Genomic DNA, 14,647 nt, shown 5'->3' on the forward strand with positions numbered 1-14,647 from the left:
GTGCCGTCTTCCGGTGGTACCCGGGTAGGGCCGCCGCGCCCGGGTGCTACCCCGGTACTACCGGCCGGGCACCACGATGCCCGCTTCGTAGGCGGCCACGACCGCCTGCGCCCGGTCGCGCGCGCCGAGCTTGCCGAACACCCGGCTGACGTGGGTCTTCGCGGTCTGCTCGGCGATCACCAGCGCGTCGGCGATCTCCGTGTTGGACAGTCCTTTCGCGACCAGGCGGAGGACTTCGGTCTCCCGCTCGGTCAGGCCCGCGATCCCGGAGCCGCCCCGGGAGCCGGTCTCGGCGGACCGGCCGCGGGCGGCGAACTCGCCGATGAGCCTGCGCGTGACCGAAGGCGCGAACAGGGCATTGCCCGCCGCGACCACCCGCACCGCGACGACCAGGTCGTCCAGCGGCGCGTCCTTGAGCAGGAACCCGCTGGCGCCCGCGCGAAGGGCACCGTAGACGTACTCGTCGATGTCGAAGGTCGTCAGCATCAGCACGCGGACGTCACCGCTCGAACCGAGGATGCGGCGGGCCGCTTCCAGACCGTCCATGCCGGGCATCCGGACGTCCATCAGCACGACGTCCGGGGAGAGCTCCGCGCAGCGCGTCACGGCTTCGACCCCGTCCGCGGCCTCGCCCGCCACCCGGATGTCGTCCTGGGCGTCGAGGACGGCGCGGAAACTCTGCCGGACCATGGTCTGGTCATCGGCGACGAGCACGGAAATCACACGTCCTCCTGGTGGTCCAGCGGCAGGTCCGCGACGACCTCGAACCCGCCGTCGGCCGTGGGTCCGGCCACCAGCGTGCCACCGAGCATCGCGGTCCGCTCCCGCATGCCGAGCAGCCCGTGCCCGGTGGTCCCCGCCGCCCGGGCGGGACCACCCGGGGTGTTGCGCACCGCCGCGTGCACGGAACCGGCGCCGACCCGCAGTTCCAGCTCGATCGCCGCCCCCGGCGCGTGCCGGACCGCGTTGCTCAACGCCTCCTGCACGATCCGGTAGGCGGACAACGCGACGCCCGCCGGGAGCGCGTCGAAGTCACCGTGCACCCGCACGGTGCAGACGGCCCCGAGCGCACGCACCCGCTCCACCAGCTCGGCCACCCGGCTGGCACCGGGCTGCGGCGCCACCGGCCCGGCGGTGCTTTCGGTCCGCAGCACGCCGAGCAGCCGGCGCATCTCGACCATGCCTTCCCGCGCGGTCCCGGTCAGCTCGGCGAACTCGGTGCGCAGGTCGTCCGGCAGGCCGGGGAAGCGGTAGCGCGCGGAATCGGCGCGCAGCGCGAGCACGGACATGTGGTGGGCGACCACGTCGTGGAGCTCCCGGGCGATGCGCGCGCGTTCCTCGAGGACGGCGGCCCTCGTCTCCTCCGCCGCCCGCCGCCGCTGCTGCTCGGCGCTTTCCCGTTCGGCGACCCGCCGCTGCCGCACCGCGTTGCCGCCGAGCAGCAGCGCGGTCATCAAGGCCACCAGCAACGCCAGGTCCCGCCAGTCGCCGACCCAGACGGCCATCGCGGCGGCCGACACCACGCCGACCACGACCAGGACGGCCTGCGCGTGGGCCGCCGCGACCAGGAACCAGACCAGCGCGGCCGTCAGCGCCAGACCCGGTGACCACGGCCAGCCCCACACCCGCGGCAAAGCCGGGTACGCCACCGGCGTGGCCAGGATCAGGACGAAGAGAAGCCGCCACGCCCACAACGGCGAACGGACGGCGACGAGCGCGGGCACCACCGTCGCCGCCACCAGCCCGAACGCGAGCGGGGTGGCCGTTCCCCCCGGCGTCGTCTGGCTCGCCAGGAACCCGCCCCAGAGGCCGATGCCCACCACGGCGACGGCCCGCAGCCGGGCCAGGCCGGCCGACCGCGCCCGGACATCGGGCCGGACCCCGGCGTAGCCGGCGTGCCGGACGACCCGCCACGCCTCGTCCCACCGCACCCGGCCCACCCTAGGACGCCCGCCGTGTCCGCGTACGCCGAAGGCCACCACGAACCCGCGTCCGTGGTGGCCTTCTGAGGCTTGCCGTCGGTTCCCGGAAGCTCAGCCGCTCTTGCGGCGGAACTGGCGCTTGTTCGCCGCCGGGCCGTGGGCGTGCTGGTTCTTGCCGCCGCCGTTCTCGTGGGCCGCGCCCGCTCGGGCGTGCGCCTGCTTGCGCTCCAGGGCCTCGCGGAACTTGCGCTTGACGTCGTCCTCCTCGCCGCTGGGCGACGGGTCCGGTTCACTCATGCTTACCTCCGAAAACGACGACGTGTGACCGCTCCAGCCTGGCACCACTCCCTGCGGTTGGCGAGCCGATTTCCGTCACCCTTCAGCGTTTGGGCGAGGGCACGCCGCCGAACTGCACCGACTTGCGGGTCAGCGGGCGGCCGCAGTGGTCGCACAGCAGCATCGGGCGCAGGCGCTCGCCGCATTCGACGTGGTGCAGCGTGATGTCCGGCTCCTGGCCCGTCACCTCGAACCCGCGTGACCACTCCGCGATGAACGCCAGCGCCGGGAAGAACGCCAGGCCCTTCGCCGTCAGGCGGTAGTCGCGCGCGTCCGTCCGGGTGGCCGCCGCTCCGGTGCGCAGGACGCCGACCTCGACCAGCTTGCTCAGCCGGGCCGACAGCACGCTCGGCCCGATGCCCAGCTCGCGCTCGAACTCCGAGAAGTGCCGGCAGCCGAGCAGCGCGGACACCAGCAGCCCGGTCGACCAGCGGTCGCCGAGCAGCTCCATCGTGTCCGGGAAGAACATCAGCGGGTCGCCGGCCAGCGAGTCCGCGTCCTTGCGGCGGAAGCGCTTGGACGCCGTCGCGGCGGCGACCCCGGTGCTGTCCAGCCGTTCCGCGCGGACGTCGCGCGCGTCGACCCGGCGGCCGCAAGCGGCGCAGCCGAGTGGCGCTGATGTAGCCAGCTCGCAGTCGAGGTGGATCAGCGTCGGCAGCACTTCGCGGCGGCCTTCGACCCACTCGCGCTCCCACGCCCAGATCGAGATCAGCAGCGGCCACAGCTCCAGGCCGCGCTCGGTGAGCCGGTACTCGTGCCGCGTGCGGCGGGCGTCCCGGTACGGCACGCGCGTCAGCATGCCCGCGTCGACCATGTCCCGCAGGCGCCCGGACAACGCCGTCGGCGAAATGCCCAGGCGCAGGCGCAGCTCTTCGTACCGCCGGAAGCGCAGGAACAGGCTCTGCAGGATCAGCAGCGTCCACTGGTCACCGACCAGCTCGAGCGCCCGGCGGAGCGGGTCTCCCGCCGGCCTGATGCGCTGTGCAGTCGCCTCCACCACTCGGTCCCCCTCGTTACATCGCCTCCCGAGGGTAGCACCTGACTACACCAAAAGAAGCCTATTGACAGCTGGGTACACAAATCATAGTCTCGTCTCCATCAGCCCGCGCAGCCAGGGAGCAGCCCGATGACCAGCACCTCCGAACAGCCGCTGATGGTGGCCCGGACGGCGGACGCGGCCGAGGCGAACCCCTACCTGCTCGGCGTCTACGCCCCGGTCGGCACCGAGATCGACGCCGAAGACCTGCAGGTCATCGGCGAGATCCCGAAGGATCTCAACGGCGTCTACCTACGCAACGGCCCGAACCCGCGGTTCGCTCCGGAAGGCCGCTACCACTGGTTCGACGGCGACGGCATGATCCACGCCGTCCACCTGGAGAACGGCAAGGCCCGCTACCGCAACCGCTGGGTCCGCACGAAGGCCTTCGAGGCCGAGTCCGCCGCCGGCAAGGCGCTCTGGACCGGCGTCATGGAGAACCCGCAGGACAACCCCTTCGGCAACAGTCACGGCCTGGGCCTCAAGGACAACGCCAACACCGACGTCGTCTTCCACCGCGGCCGGATCCTCGCCACCTGGTACCTGTGCGGCTCGCCGTACGCGGTCGACCCGCTGTCGCTGGAGACCCTCGGCGCCGACGACTTCCTCGGCACGCTGGCCGGCGACATGATGGCCCATCCCAAGGTAGACGAGACCACCGGCGAGCTGTTCTGGTTCGACTACGGCCCGCGCCCGCCGTACCTGCGCTACGGCGTGATCAGCGCGGACGGCCGGGTCGTCAAGACCACCGACGTCGAGCTGCCCGGCCCGCGCCTGCCGCACGACATGGCCATCACCGAGCGCTACGCGGTGCTGATGGACCTGCCGCTGGTCCAGGACCTCGCGGCGGCGAAGCAGGGCCGCCACAAGCTGCACTTCGACCGCTCGATGCCGAGCCGCTTCGGTGTCCTGCCACGCTACGGAGACGGTAGCCAGATCCGGTGGTTCGAAGCGAGTCCCTGCTACATCTACCACGTCGTCAACGCCTGGGACCAGGGCGACGAGGTCGTCCTCGACGTCTGCCGCGTGCAGCGCCCGCAGCCGCGGGCCGACGCGCACACGCCGCTCGCGAAGATGCTGTCCTACCTGCGGCTGGACGCCCAGCTGCACCGCTACCGCTTCGACCTGCGGACCGGCGCCTGCCACGAGGCGCCGCTCGACGACGACAACACCGAGTTCCCGACCGTCGACGCCCGCGGCGTCGGACGGCGGAACCGGTACTCCTACGCGGTGCACATCTCGCCCGAGTCGACGCTGAAGTTCGACGGGCTGGTGCGCCACGACAATCTTGCCGGCACGAAGACCGAATACCGGTTCGGTCCCGGCCGGTGGGGCAGTGAGGCTCCGTTCGCACCCCGCGAAGGAGCGGCCGCCGATTCGGCGGACGGTTATCTGGTGACGTTCGTGCAGGACGAGCGCGAGGGGCGCTCGGAACTGGACATCTTCGACGCCGCCGAGCTCGCTGCCGGACCCGTGGCCAGGGTCCTGCTTCCCCAGCGTGTCCCGCTCGGTTTTCACGCGACCTGGGTCCGGGCGGACCAGCTGGAAAACCTCCGTTCATGAGATGCCATCGAGAGGGTCGCGCCCGGGACTTCCGGGCGTGGGGATGGTGGAGTGCGGAGACGATCGACCGGCTCGTGAAGGAGCGGGTAGGTGCCGACCCGGAGGGTCTCGCGCTGGTCGATCCACCGAACACCACCGCACTGGTCGGACGCGACCCGGTGCGGTGGACCTGGAACCGGCTCGACGAACGCATCGACGTCCTGGCCGCGTTCCTGCTCGCCGGAGGGGTGCGAGCAGGTGACGTCGTGGCCGTGCAGCTGCCGAACTGCTCGGCCCTGGTGCAGGCGTTCCTCGCGATCGTGCGGATCGGCGCGATCGTCACCCCGTTCCCGGTGTCCTACCGGGAACACGAACTCGGCCCGATGTGCCGGCGCACCGGTGCCGTCGGGGTGGTGACCGCATCCAGATACGGCGAGCACGAGCTCGCCGGGGCGGCCCTTGGGCTAGGCGCTGCGGCGCCGTCGGTCCGGTTCGTCGTCGCCTCGGGGGACGACGAACCGGCCGGCGCCCTGGCCTGGCCCGAAGCCCCACTGTCCGAAGCGGAAAAGTCTGCTTTGGACTCACAGCTGACCGAAGCCGACGTGAACGACTGCGTCACGATCTGCTGGACGTCCGGGACCGAAGCCGAACCGAAGGCCGTGCCGCGCTGCCACGGGGACTGGCTGGCCACGGCCGCCGGCTGCGTCCAGGCCGCCGGGATGACCCGCGACGACGTCCTGCTCTCCCCGTTCCCGATGACGAACATGGCCGGCATCGGCGGCATGTTCCTGCCGTGGCTGCTGACCGGCGCGGTGTTCGTCCCGCACCACCCGTTCGACCTGCCGGTGTTCCTGGGCCAGCTCGCGGCCGAGCGGGTGACGTACACGCTCGCGCCACCGGCGTTGCTGACCATGTTGCTGCACAACGAAAAGATCCTGTCCGGAGTGGACATCTCGGCGCTGCGCAAGATCGGCTCCGGTTCGGCGCCGCTGTCACCGTGGCTCGTGCGCACCTGGGCCGAGCGGTACGGCATCGACATCATCAACTTCTTCGGCTCGAACGAGGGCACCGCGCTGCTGTCCGGTCCGGTGGACATCCCGGACCCGGACCAGCGCGCGACCTACTTCCCGAACTACGCCTCGGACGTCTCGTGGTCGACCCCGGTGGCCGACCGGACATCGGTGCGGCTGCACGACCCGGTCACCGGCGAGCAGGTGACCGAACCCGGACACCCCGGCGAGCTGCACATCGCCGGGCCGACCGTGTTCGCCGGGTACCTCACGGAGCTGGGGGAGCCGCTGGACACCTCGTCGTTCGACGAAGACGGGCACTTCCGCACCGGCGACGTCTTCGAGATCGACGGCGAGCGCGGCGAATTCCTGCGGTACGTCGACCGGATGAAGGACCTCGTGATCCGCGGCGGCATGAACATCTCTCCCGCCGAGGTCGAGGGCCTGCTGGCCGGGCACCCGGACGTCGCCGACGTGGGGGTCGTCGGCGTGCCCGACGACGTCATGGGGGAGCGGGTGTGCGCGGTCGTCGTGCCGGGTTCGCGCAAGCCGACCCTGGACGAGCTGGTCGCCTACCTGCGCGAGAAGAAGATCGCCGCGTTCAAGCTGCCGGAACGGCTCGAGTACGCCGACGCCTTGCCCCGGAACCCGGTGGGGAAGATCCTGAAGCGGCAGCTGCGGGAGAGCCTGGGGTGAGGTCATGACGGTGTTCGTGCTGGGCGGGGCGCAAACCGACTTCGCGCGCAACTTCACCAAGGAAGGGCGCGGGATCCTCGAGCTGTTCGCCGAGGTCGTGCCCGCCGCGCTGGCCGACGCCGGGGTTTCGGCCGAAGACGTCGAAGTCGCCCACGTCGGGAACCTCGCGGCGGAGCTGTTCACCGGCCAGGCCCAGCTCGGCGGGCTCCTGGTGGCGGCCGTCCCGGAGCTGGACGGCGTGCCGTCGACCCGGCACGAAGCCGCGTGCGCGTCCGGCAGCACCGCGGTCCTCGCCGCCTGCGCGGACCTCGAAGCGGGCCGCTACGACGTGGCGCTGGTCGTCGGCGTCGAGCTGATGCGCAACGTCGACGGGCAGCGCGCGGCCGAGCACCTCGGGTCCGCCGCCTGGGCCGCGCACGAAGCCGTCGCCGCGAAGTTCCCGTGGCCCGCGTTGTTCGCCGACGTCGCTGCCGCCTACGACGCACGTTATGGCCTCGATCCCGAGCACCTCGGGCAGTTCGCTTCGCATGCTTTCGACCGGGCGGCGCTGAACCCTGTGGCCCAGGCCCGCGACTGGCGGTTCCCGGCCGGCGCGTTCGGGCCCGACGACGAGCTCAATCCCGTCATCGAGGGAAGCCTGCGCAAGCAGGACTGCGGCCGGATCACCGACGGGGCCGCGGCGGTCCTGCTGGCCTCGCCCGTGTTCGCCGAACGGCTCGGCGGCGGTTTCCCGCGCATCGCGGGCTTCGGGCACCGCACCGCGCACATCGGCCTGGCGCCGAAGATCGCGTCCGACGGCGAGTACCTGTTCCCGCACCTGCGCGGCGCCGTCACCGACGCCTACCGGCGAGCGGGCGTACCCGGCCCCGACGCGCTCGACGTCGTCGAACTGCACGACTGCTTCACCATCACCGGCCTGGTCGCGCTGGAGCACCTCGGCGCGGCACCGCCCGGCGACGGCGGCCGGTTCATCGCCGACGGCGGTCTCGACGCGGCCGGGATCAACCCGGGCGGCGGCCTGATCGGCCTCGGCCACCCGGTCGGCGCGACCGGCGTCCGCATGCTGCGCGACGCGGCCCGGCAGGTCTCGGGCACCGCGGGAGAGACGCAGGTCGAGGGCGCGCGGACGGCGTTGACGCTGAACGTCGGCGGGTCGTTCACCACGGTGGTCACGATGGTGGTCACCGCATGAGGCTTTCGGTGTCGCTGGGGCTCTGGCAGGACCGGCCGCCGGAGGAGGCGCTGGAAACGGCCCGCGCGGCCGAGGACGCGGGCTACCCCGAGCTGTGGATCGGCGAGATGGCGACGTGGGACGCCTTCGCGCTCGGCACCGCGATCGGCGCGGCCACCTCGCGGATTTCCCTGACGTTCGGGCCGTTGGCGGTGACCGTGCGGGACCCGGCGACGATCGCCATGGGCGTCGCCTCGGTGGCGGCGCTGACCGGCCGGTCGACCGGGGTCGCGTTGGGGACGTCCAGCGACGTCGTCGTGCGCGGCTGGCACGGACGTTCGCGGGACCGGGCGGCCACGGCCTTGGCGGAGTCCGCGGTGGCGGTCCGGCAGCTGCTGTCCGGCGAGAAGTCCACTGTGGACGGATCGGTGGTCGGCTCGCAGGGGTACCGGCTGCGGCTGCCCGCGCCGAAGTCGCCGGTGACGATCGCCGCGTTCGGGCCGCGGGCGCTCGAGGCCGCCGCGCGGCACGCCGACCGGATGGTGATCAACCTGGTCAGCCCGGCGGCCGCGGCGACGCTGGTGCGTGGCCTGCGAGACGCCGCTTCGCGCATCGGCGTCACACCGCCGCCGGTGGCCGCGTGGGTGGTCGCCGCGGCCGACCCGGGGCCGGCCGAGCTGGAGCAGCTCCGCCGCGGTGTGGTCGGCTACCTCGCCGCGCCGGGCTACGCGGACATGTTCCGCGCGGCGGGCTTCGGCGACCTGATCGACTTCGCCCGCACCCGGCCGCACCCGCGGGCGCTGCTGGCCGCGGTGCCCGCCGAGGCGATCGCCGTGGTCGGGCTGCTCGGGTCCGGCGCCGAGATCGCCGCGAAGGCCGCCGAGTACGCGGAGGCGGGCGTCGACGAGCTCGCGATCGTGCCCGCGACCGGCGACGACGATCCCGGTGGCGGAAAAACTCTCGCCGCGTGTCGATCCGCCGTCGTCCCGTTCGACGCGTAGGCATGACCGAAGCGAGCGAAACCAAGAACCTCGACGGAACCGGGTCCGCGGCGGCGCTGCCGTGGAGCAGGGCGCGCGATCTCCTCGCCACCCAGACCCCCAAGGAGGACCTGACCTTCTTCGTCGGCACCGTCCGCCCCGACGGGCGGCCGCACGCCGCCGGCGTCGGGGCCATCTGGGTGGACGACGCCCTGTACTTCGTGAGCGGGCCGGGCACGCGCCGGGCCCGCAACCTGGCGGCGAACCCGGCGTGCAGCGTGTCGGTGCGGCTGCGCGGCCTCGACCTCACCATGGAGGGCGAGGCCCACCAGGTCAGCGACCCGGCGACGCTAGAGCGGGTGGCGGCCGTCTACCGCGAGGGCGGCTGGCCCGCGACCGTGCTGGACGAGGGCTTCACCGCCCCGTTCATGGCGGCGAGCGCCGGGCCGGCGCCGTGGCACCTGTACCGGCTGACGCTGGACCGGGCCATCGGCGTCGCGACCGCCGAGCCGCACGGCGCCACCCGCTGGGACTTCACCCGCTGACCGCCGCGGCGACCAGGCGGCCGATCGCGGCCATGCCGTCGGCGTTCGGGTGCATCGGCGCGGCGACCGACGTCGGGAGCACGCCCTCGAACCACTTCACGCCGGGCAGCTTGCAGACGTCGTGCCCGATCGAGGCGGTCCGGACGTCGACGTACTGCGCGTCGTGCGCGGCGGCCTGCCGGGCGAGGGCGGCGTTGGTCTTGTCGATGCTGCCCTGGATGTAGTTCGCGTCGCGCGGGGTCAGGGGCGCGAGCGGCCAGCAGCCGTTGTGCGGGAGGTAGGTGCCGTAGCCGGCGACGAAGACGTCGGCGTTCGGCGCCTTCGCGTGGATCGCGTCCAGCAGCGCGCCCCACACCGGCTCGAACGCGGCGATCTTCTCGGCCAGCTGGTCGTGGCCGCCGGCCGTGTACCGGTCGACGCAGTCGGGGTTGATGCCGGGCAGCAGGTTGATGCAGCTCGTCGCGGCGCCGACCAGGCCGATGTCGTTGCCGCCGATCGTCACGGTCACCGTGCGGGTCTGCTCGCTCAACGCGTCCAGCTGCGGCGGCACGGCGCCGGAGGACGTCTGCTGCGGGGCGGTCATGTCCGCCGTCGTCGCGCCGGAGCAGGTGACGTCCTTCAGCGGCACGCCGAGCTCCTTCGCGGCGAGGTGCGGGTAGTCGGCCAGCGACCGGAGGCAGCCGGGGGAGGAGAGGTCGGGCGGCAGGATCAGCGGCCCGGCCGCCGCCGAATCCCCCAGGGCCACGTACTCGCCGGCGGTGGCCGCGGCCGCCGGGCCCGCCGCCGCGCCCGTCAGCGCGGTGACCATGATCGCGATGAACGCCGTTGTTCTCACTCGCACGGTGTCCTCCTTGACACTGTTGGTCTCCGTGACACCATCGGCACGGGGCGTCACCGGATTGACTGGGAATCCGGGCAGAGAACGGGGGCATCGGTTGTGACCGAGCACAAGTGCGGCGGGGACCTCACCCTCGGCGGCCAGCGCGTGCACGAGCGGCTCACCCGGGAGGAGCCCGAGCTGATCGCCCGGGTGCTCGCGCGGATCCAGGCCGAGGTCGCCGACTACCGGCGGCTGCCGGTGGAGGAACTGGCCGGCGACATCGCCGGCATCACGCGGCAGGCGGTGCGGGCCTTCGCGCGCAGCCTGCGGGAGGACCGCGAGCTCAACGAGGCCGAGCTGCGCCAGGTCGGCGCGTCCGCGGTCCGGCGGGCGGAGGAAGGCTTCCCGCTGGAGGCCGTGCTGACCGCGTACCACGTCGGCGCGCGGGAGATCTTCGCCGTCGGCTCCGCTCCTTCGGGCAGCGGGGACGTCGCCGATCTGCTCGAGGTCGCGGACCGGGTGCTGGCGTTCGTCGGCACGGTCACCGGCGCCGTGACGCGCGGGTACCTGGAGGAGCTGCGGACGAAGGTCGGGCAGGAGCACACCGCGCGCCGGACGCTGCTGTCGGTGCTCGTCGACGGCGGGCCGGTCGACGTCGTCGCCCGCAGCGCCGGGATCACGCTGCCGGCGCGGTACGTGGTGCTGAGCGTCGAACTCGGGCCGCACGCGGACGAGGAGTCGCCGGGGGTGGACGCCGAGATCGCCGTCCGGCGGAAGCTGCGCCGGTTCCTCGCGGCGTTCGAGGGATCCTGCGGCGACGGGGTGCTCGCGTCACTGGACGGCCCCGGCGGGCTCGTCCTGCTCCCGGTGGCCGGGCGGGTCCCCGATTGGGACGCGGTGGTGGCCGCGGCCGGGCGCGCGGCGGGCGTGACGGTGCTGGCGGCGGCGGAAACGGCCGCGCCGTCGGAGGTCCGGGAGGTGGCGGCGCAGACGGGCGAGGTGCTCGACGTGCTGCGCTGGTTCGGCCGCCCGCCGGGCCTGTACCGCCTCGACGACGTCCTGGTCGAGTACCAGCTGACCCGCCCGGGAGCGGCCCGCGACCGCCTAGCGGCGGCCCTCGACCCGCTTCAGGCCCACCCGGAGCTGGTCGAGACCCTGGACGCGTACCTCACCTTGGAAACCAACCGCCGCCGCACGGCGGCCCAGCTCCACGTCCACCCCAACACGGTCGACTACCGCCTCCGCCGCATCCGCGACCTCACCGGCATCGACCCCCTCCACCCGGCCGGCCTGCCCCGCATCATCGCCGCCTCCGCAGCCCGCCGCGCCACCCACCCCTGACGTGTCGTCCCCCCAGGTACGCGTGTCGTCCACCCAGGTACGCGTGTCGTCCGTCCAGGTACGCGTGTCGTCCCTTCAATCACGCGTGTCGACCCTCCAATCACGCGAGTTGACCCTCCAATCACGCCGGCCGACCCGCCGAGTACGCGAGCCGACGTCCCGACCACCGCGTCAGGAGCATCCGACCCGGCCGCCGGAGGATCAGCCGGCGTACCCGGAGGGTCGGCTCACGGGACCCGGAGCACCCGGCCGGCGAACTCGCGTACCCGGACGGACGACTCGCGTACCCAGATGGACGACACGCGTACCGGAATGGACGACACGCGTGATTGGGGGGTCGACACGCGTGATTGGGAGGTCGACACGGCGGCGCGGGCGAGGAGGCCGGTGACCAGGGCCGAGGCGAGGACGAGCGCAGCGAGGCCGGAGGCGTGGCCGAAGGTGAGTTCGCCGAAGCGGCCGAGGACGAAGCCCGTGTGCAGGCCCCAGGCGACCACCGCCACGCCCGTCGCCGCGCGGAGGGGAGCGCGGTAGGCCGCGAACAGGACGACCGCGCCCGAGGTGACCAGGGAGTACCAGGGGTGACCCGTCGCGCCCGCGAGGTCGGCCACGATCACCGCGGCGACGGCGGCCACGCACCCGAACGGAAATTCGAAGCCCATCCGCCCAGCCCAGCCCAGCGGCCGGGAGAAAGCGTGAGACAGGACACGTTCCCTACGCCGCGCCCGCGGGTCTTTACGCTTTCTTGACGAAACCCTCGATCGTGTCGACGAGCGACGGCCACACCGGCCGCGGCAGGTTGTGCCCCATCCCCGGGACCACCACCAGCTCCGCGCCCGGGATCGCCTCCGCCGTCGCCTTGCCGCCGCTCACGTTGATCAGCGGGTCCGCGTCGCCGTGGACGACCAGCGCCGGCAGCCGCACCCCGCGCAAAAGCGCCGTGCGGTCGCCCGACGCCACCACCGCGGCCGCGTGGCGCAGGGTGCCCACCGGGTGGCGGGCGCGGTCGTAGTGCAACGCCGCCTTGGCCAGCAGGAACGCCTCGTCGTCCGGGTAGCCGGGGGAGCCGAGCTTCCGGTAGCCCTCGACGCTGTCCACCAGCGCCTGCTCGCGCGTCGACGCCGGCGGCCGGGTCAGCAGCGCGAGCGCCCACGGCTCGGCCTGCCCGACCGCCCGGTCGCCGGTGGTCGACATGATCGACGTGATCGACAGCAGCCGGTCCGGGTGGTCGATCGCCAGCTGCTGGACGATCATCCCGCCCATCGACGCGCCCACGACGTGCGCCCGGGAAATCCCCAGCGCGTCGAACAGCCCGACGGCGTCGTCCGCCATGTCCGACAGCGTGTACGGCGCACTCGACAGATCGCCGGCCGCCAGCGCGGCCAGGTCCGGCGGCGGCAGGTGGTCGAGCCACGTCGAGAGCCCGACGTCCCGGTTGTCGTACCGCACGACGAAGAACCCGCGGCCGGCCAGCAGTTCGCAGAAGCCGTCCTCCCAGGTGATCATCTGGGCGCCGAGGCCCATCACGAGGACCAGCGGCGGAGCCGCCGGATCGCCGAAGGTGTCGTACTCGAGCTCGAGACCGTTGGCCTGTGCGCGTGCCATACCCCGATCCTGCCGTACCCGCGCGGAGCTGGCACCGGGCCCGGCCGTGCGGTTACCGTTACGCCCCATGCCGACCTCTTCCTCGGGCACGGGACAGCGCCCTCGCTCGCGGGCCGCCGCGGGCCTGCCGGCGCTGACGGCCGACCGCATCGTCTCCGCGGCCACGGCCCTCACCGCCCAGCGCGGCCTGGACAACTGGACGCTGCGGGAGCTCGCCCGCTCGGTCGAGGCCTACCCGGCGGTGATCTACCACCACGTCGGCGACCGGGACGCGGTGGTGAACGCCGTCGTCGACCGGGTCGTCGGGCTGCTGGAGCTGCCGGACGAGCGGCTGCCGTGGCAGGAGTGGTTCACCGAGCTGCTCGCCGGCCTGCGCGCGGTGCTGCGGACCTACCCGGGCTGCGCGCGGCGGCTCGCCCTGTTCGGCCCGTCCGTCAAAGCGGCGACGCGCACCATCGACGCGGGCATCGGCGTGCTGCTCGGCGCCGGGTTCGGCCGCGAGAGCGTCATGGCCTACAACCTGCTGCTGATGACCGCGTGCCAGTTCGTCGCCATGGAGGACGACCGCGACGGCGCGCTCGCGCTGCGGATCGACAACACCGAGGAGTACGCGACCTACCGCGAGCGGGCCGACCTGCCGGGGATGGCCGAGCTGGGCGCGGCGATGCACGACCTGATGGGCGACCCGGACCTCGCCTCGGGCTACTACGCGCAGCTCTACGACTACGCGGTCCGGCGGTGCCTCGACGGCCTCGCGCACCGGCTGGACGAACTTCGCGAATCGGACAGCGAAGGTTGACAGCGACTTGACAGTGCTTCGGCGTACCGTGGGCGTGCGTCGGTGGTTCGCCCACTGACCCGGAGCCCCTGGCGCCCTCCTCCCCCTCGTGGCGCCGGGGGCTTCGGTCTACCCGGAGTCGCCCTGCCGCGGTGACGGCGGCCCGGGGCGCGACGGCGCCGCCTGGATGGCCGGGAAGACCTCGCCGACCAGGGTCACCAGGGATTTCGACAGCAGCAGGTGCACCTGGTCGCGGGTCAGCGACCCGCGCACGAGCCACTCCCGCCCCGCCGACTTCACCATCCCGCCGAACGCGCGCACCAGCGCGTTCAGCTCGGGCCCGTGCTCGCTCTCCCGCGACAGCCCGACGGCCTCCAGCACGCGGTCGGCGGATTCGCGGTCGGCCTCTTCGAGGATGCGCTCCACCTCGAGGTCGCGGCCGATGCCCTCCGGCGCGATCGCGGCCAGCCACATCCGCTCCTGGCTGGTGACCATGTCGAGGAACCACTCGATGGCGACGTCGGCGCGCAGTTCCAGCGGCCCGTCGGGGAGGATCTCGACGGCCAGCCGCGGCACGGTCAGCGCCCGGCGGATGATTTCCAGGTACAGCTCGCGTTTCGTGCCGAAGTAGTGGTTGATCAGGCCCCGCGCCACCCCGGCCGCCGCCGCGATGTCCGAAGTGGACACTGCGGAATAGGGACGCTCACCGAACAGCCGCGCCGCACAAGCGTAGATCTGTTCCTTCCGTTCGTCCGGTTCCAGTCTTCGCCATCTCGGCGCCGGCTCGGTGTTCATCCGCCCATCGTCGCACGGGCCGTTGCGCCGGGCAGGGTAGTGCGCACGATGTCGGACGCGCACCCACTAT

Annotated in this window: 15 protein-coding genes; 7 read left to right on the plus strand and 8 right to left on the minus strand. The window is 72.9% G+C overall.

All coding sequences use genetic code 11. The features are described 5' to 3' along the window. Positions 1-57: 57 nt before the first annotated feature. The 4 genes from H5965_RS18785 to H5965_RS18800 form a co-directional block, all read right to left on the minus strand. Positions 58-723: a response regulator transcription factor gene (locus H5965_RS18785; protein ID WP_310971304.1), complete on the minus strand. Its 666-nt coding sequence runs from the start codon at positions 721-723 to the stop codon at positions 58-60. Next, entirely contained in the window at positions 720-1,931 is a 1,212-nt protein-coding gene (locus H5965_RS18790; protein WP_310971305.1) for a histidine kinase, read from the minus strand. The genes H5965_RS18785 and H5965_RS18790 overlap by 4 nt, the downstream gene beginning before the upstream one ends. 102 nt (positions 1,932-2,033) lie before the next feature. Beyond that, positions 2,034-2,219: a DUF5302 domain-containing protein gene (locus H5965_RS18795; protein WP_310971306.1), complete on the minus strand. Its 186-nt coding sequence runs from the start codon at positions 2,217-2,219 to the stop codon at positions 2,034-2,036. An 82-nt stretch (positions 2,220-2,301) separates the two neighbouring features. Further along, a complete protein-coding gene (locus H5965_RS18800) occupies positions 2,302-3,258 on the minus strand; it encodes a winged helix-turn-helix transcriptional regulator (RefSeq protein ID WP_310971307.1) in 957 nt (318 codons plus the stop codon). A 126-nt stretch (positions 3,259-3,384) separates the two neighbouring features. Between H5965_RS18800 and H5965_RS18805 the strand changes: the two genes are divergently transcribed. Genes H5965_RS18805 through H5965_RS18825 form a run of 5 tightly spaced genes read left to right on the plus strand, consistent with a single transcriptional unit; the run spans position 3,385 to position 9,238 of the window. Then, positions 3,385-4,857, plus strand: a complete 1,473-nt coding sequence (locus tag H5965_RS18805; protein WP_310971308.1) for a carotenoid oxygenase family protein — start codon at positions 3,385-3,387, stop codon at positions 4,855-4,857. After that, a complete protein-coding gene (locus H5965_RS18810; RefSeq protein WP_310971309.1) occupies positions 4,854-6,542 on the plus strand; it encodes a class I adenylate-forming enzyme family protein in 1,689 nt (562 codons plus the stop codon). The genes H5965_RS18805 and H5965_RS18810 overlap by 4 nt, the downstream gene beginning before the upstream one ends. A gap of 4 nt (positions 6,543-6,546) precedes the next feature. Next, a complete protein-coding gene (locus H5965_RS18815) occupies positions 6,547-7,734 on the plus strand; it encodes an acetyl-CoA acetyltransferase (protein WP_310971310.1) in 1,188 nt (395 codons plus the stop codon). Then, on the plus strand, positions 7,731-8,714 hold the full coding sequence (locus tag H5965_RS18820) for an LLM class F420-dependent oxidoreductase (protein WP_310971311.1): 984 nt from the start codon (positions 7,731-7,733) through the stop codon (positions 8,712-8,714). The genes H5965_RS18815 and H5965_RS18820 overlap by 4 nt, the downstream gene beginning before the upstream one ends. Positions 8,715-8,716: 2 nt before the next feature. After that, the gene (locus H5965_RS18825) at positions 8,717-9,238 is read left to right on the plus strand and encodes a pyridoxamine 5'-phosphate oxidase family protein (RefSeq protein WP_310971312.1); all 522 of its coding nucleotides are present in this window, start codon (positions 8,717-8,719) and stop codon (positions 9,236-9,238) included. Here H5965_RS18825 and H5965_RS18830 read toward each other — a convergent pair. After that, on the minus strand, positions 9,228-10,073 hold the full coding sequence (locus H5965_RS18830; RefSeq protein WP_310971378.1) for an SGNH/GDSL hydrolase family protein: 846 nt from the start codon (positions 10,071-10,073) through the stop codon (positions 9,228-9,230). The two genes, H5965_RS18825 and H5965_RS18830, sit on opposite strands and share 11 nt — an antisense overlap. A 102-nt stretch (positions 10,074-10,175) precedes the next feature. Between H5965_RS18830 and H5965_RS18835 the strand changes: the two genes are divergently transcribed. Then, positions 10,176-11,399 (plus strand): helix-turn-helix domain-containing protein, encoded by a 1,224-nt coding sequence (locus H5965_RS18835; RefSeq protein ID WP_310971313.1) that lies wholly within the window; start codon positions 10,176-10,178, stop codon positions 11,397-11,399. Positions 11,400-11,626: 227 nt separating this feature from the next. Here H5965_RS18835 and H5965_RS18840 read toward each other — a convergent pair whose 3' ends face one another. Both H5965_RS18840 and H5965_RS18845 read right to left on the minus strand, forming a co-directional pair. Then, the gene (locus H5965_RS18840; RefSeq protein WP_310971314.1) at positions 11,627-12,061 is read right to left on the minus strand and encodes a hypothetical protein; all 435 of its coding nucleotides are present in this window, start codon (positions 12,059-12,061) and stop codon (positions 11,627-11,629) included. Between the two features lie 73 nt (positions 12,062-12,134). Next, positions 12,135-13,004: an alpha/beta hydrolase gene (locus tag H5965_RS18845; protein WP_310971315.1), complete on the minus strand. Its 870-nt coding sequence runs from the start codon at positions 13,002-13,004 to the stop codon at positions 12,135-12,137. Between the two features lie 67 nt (positions 13,005-13,071). On the opposite strand from H5965_RS18845, the gene H5965_RS18850 reads away from it, so the two are divergent. Then, positions 13,072-13,803 carry a TetR family transcriptional regulator gene (locus tag H5965_RS18850; protein ID WP_310971316.1) on the plus strand — a complete coding sequence of 244 codons (732 nt, stop codon included), beginning with the start codon at positions 13,072-13,074 and terminating at the stop codon, positions 13,801-13,803. A gap of 108 nt (positions 13,804-13,911) precedes the next feature. Here H5965_RS18850 and H5965_RS18855 read toward each other — a convergent pair whose 3' ends face one another. Next, positions 13,912-14,577 carry a TetR/AcrR family transcriptional regulator gene (locus H5965_RS18855; protein ID WP_310971317.1) on the minus strand — a complete coding sequence of 222 codons (666 nt, stop codon included), beginning with the start codon at positions 14,575-14,577 and terminating at the stop codon, positions 13,912-13,914. Positions 14,578-14,647 lie beyond the last annotated feature (70 nt).

This window comes from Amycolatopsis sp. 505 (assembly GCF_031625235.1).
Classification (GTDB): domain Bacteria; phylum Actinomycetota; class Actinomycetes; order Mycobacteriales; family Pseudonocardiaceae; genus Amycolatopsis.

Excerpts from the sequence above, each read along its gene's own strand:
- H5965_RS18850 (WP_310971316.1), top strand. The coding sequence starts at position 13,072 with ATGCCGACCTCTTCCTCGGGCACGGGACAGCGCCCTCGCTCGCGGGCC.
- H5965_RS18840 (WP_310971314.1), bottom strand. The coding sequence starts at position 12,061 with ATGGGCTTCGAATTTCCGTTCGGGTGCGTGGCCGCCGTCGCCGCGGTG.
- H5965_RS18845 (WP_310971315.1), bottom strand. The coding sequence starts at position 13,004 with ATGGCACGCGCACAGGCCAACGGTCTCGAGCTCGAGTACGACACCTTC.
- H5965_RS18855 (WP_310971317.1), bottom strand. The coding sequence starts at position 14,577 with ATGAACACCGAGCCGGCGCCGAGATGGCGAAGACTGGAACCGGACGAA.
- H5965_RS18825 (WP_310971312.1), top strand. The coding sequence starts at position 8,717 with ATGACCGAAGCGAGCGAAACCAAGAACCTCGACGGAACCGGGTCCGCG.
- H5965_RS18815 (WP_310971310.1), top strand. The coding sequence starts at position 6,547 with ATGACGGTGTTCGTGCTGGGCGGGGCGCAAACCGACTTCGCGCGCAAC.
- H5965_RS18810 (WP_310971309.1), top strand. The coding sequence starts at position 4,854 with ATGAGATGCCATCGAGAGGGTCGCGCCCGGGACTTCCGGGCGTGGGGA.
- H5965_RS18820 (WP_310971311.1), top strand. The coding sequence starts at position 7,731 with ATGAGGCTTTCGGTGTCGCTGGGGCTCTGGCAGGACCGGCCGCCGGAG.
- H5965_RS18795 (WP_310971306.1), bottom strand. The coding sequence starts at position 2,219 with ATGAGTGAACCGGACCCGTCGCCCAGCGGCGAGGAGGACGACGTCAAG.
- H5965_RS18805 (WP_310971308.1), top strand. The coding sequence starts at position 3,385 with ATGACCAGCACCTCCGAACAGCCGCTGATGGTGGCCCGGACGGCGGAC.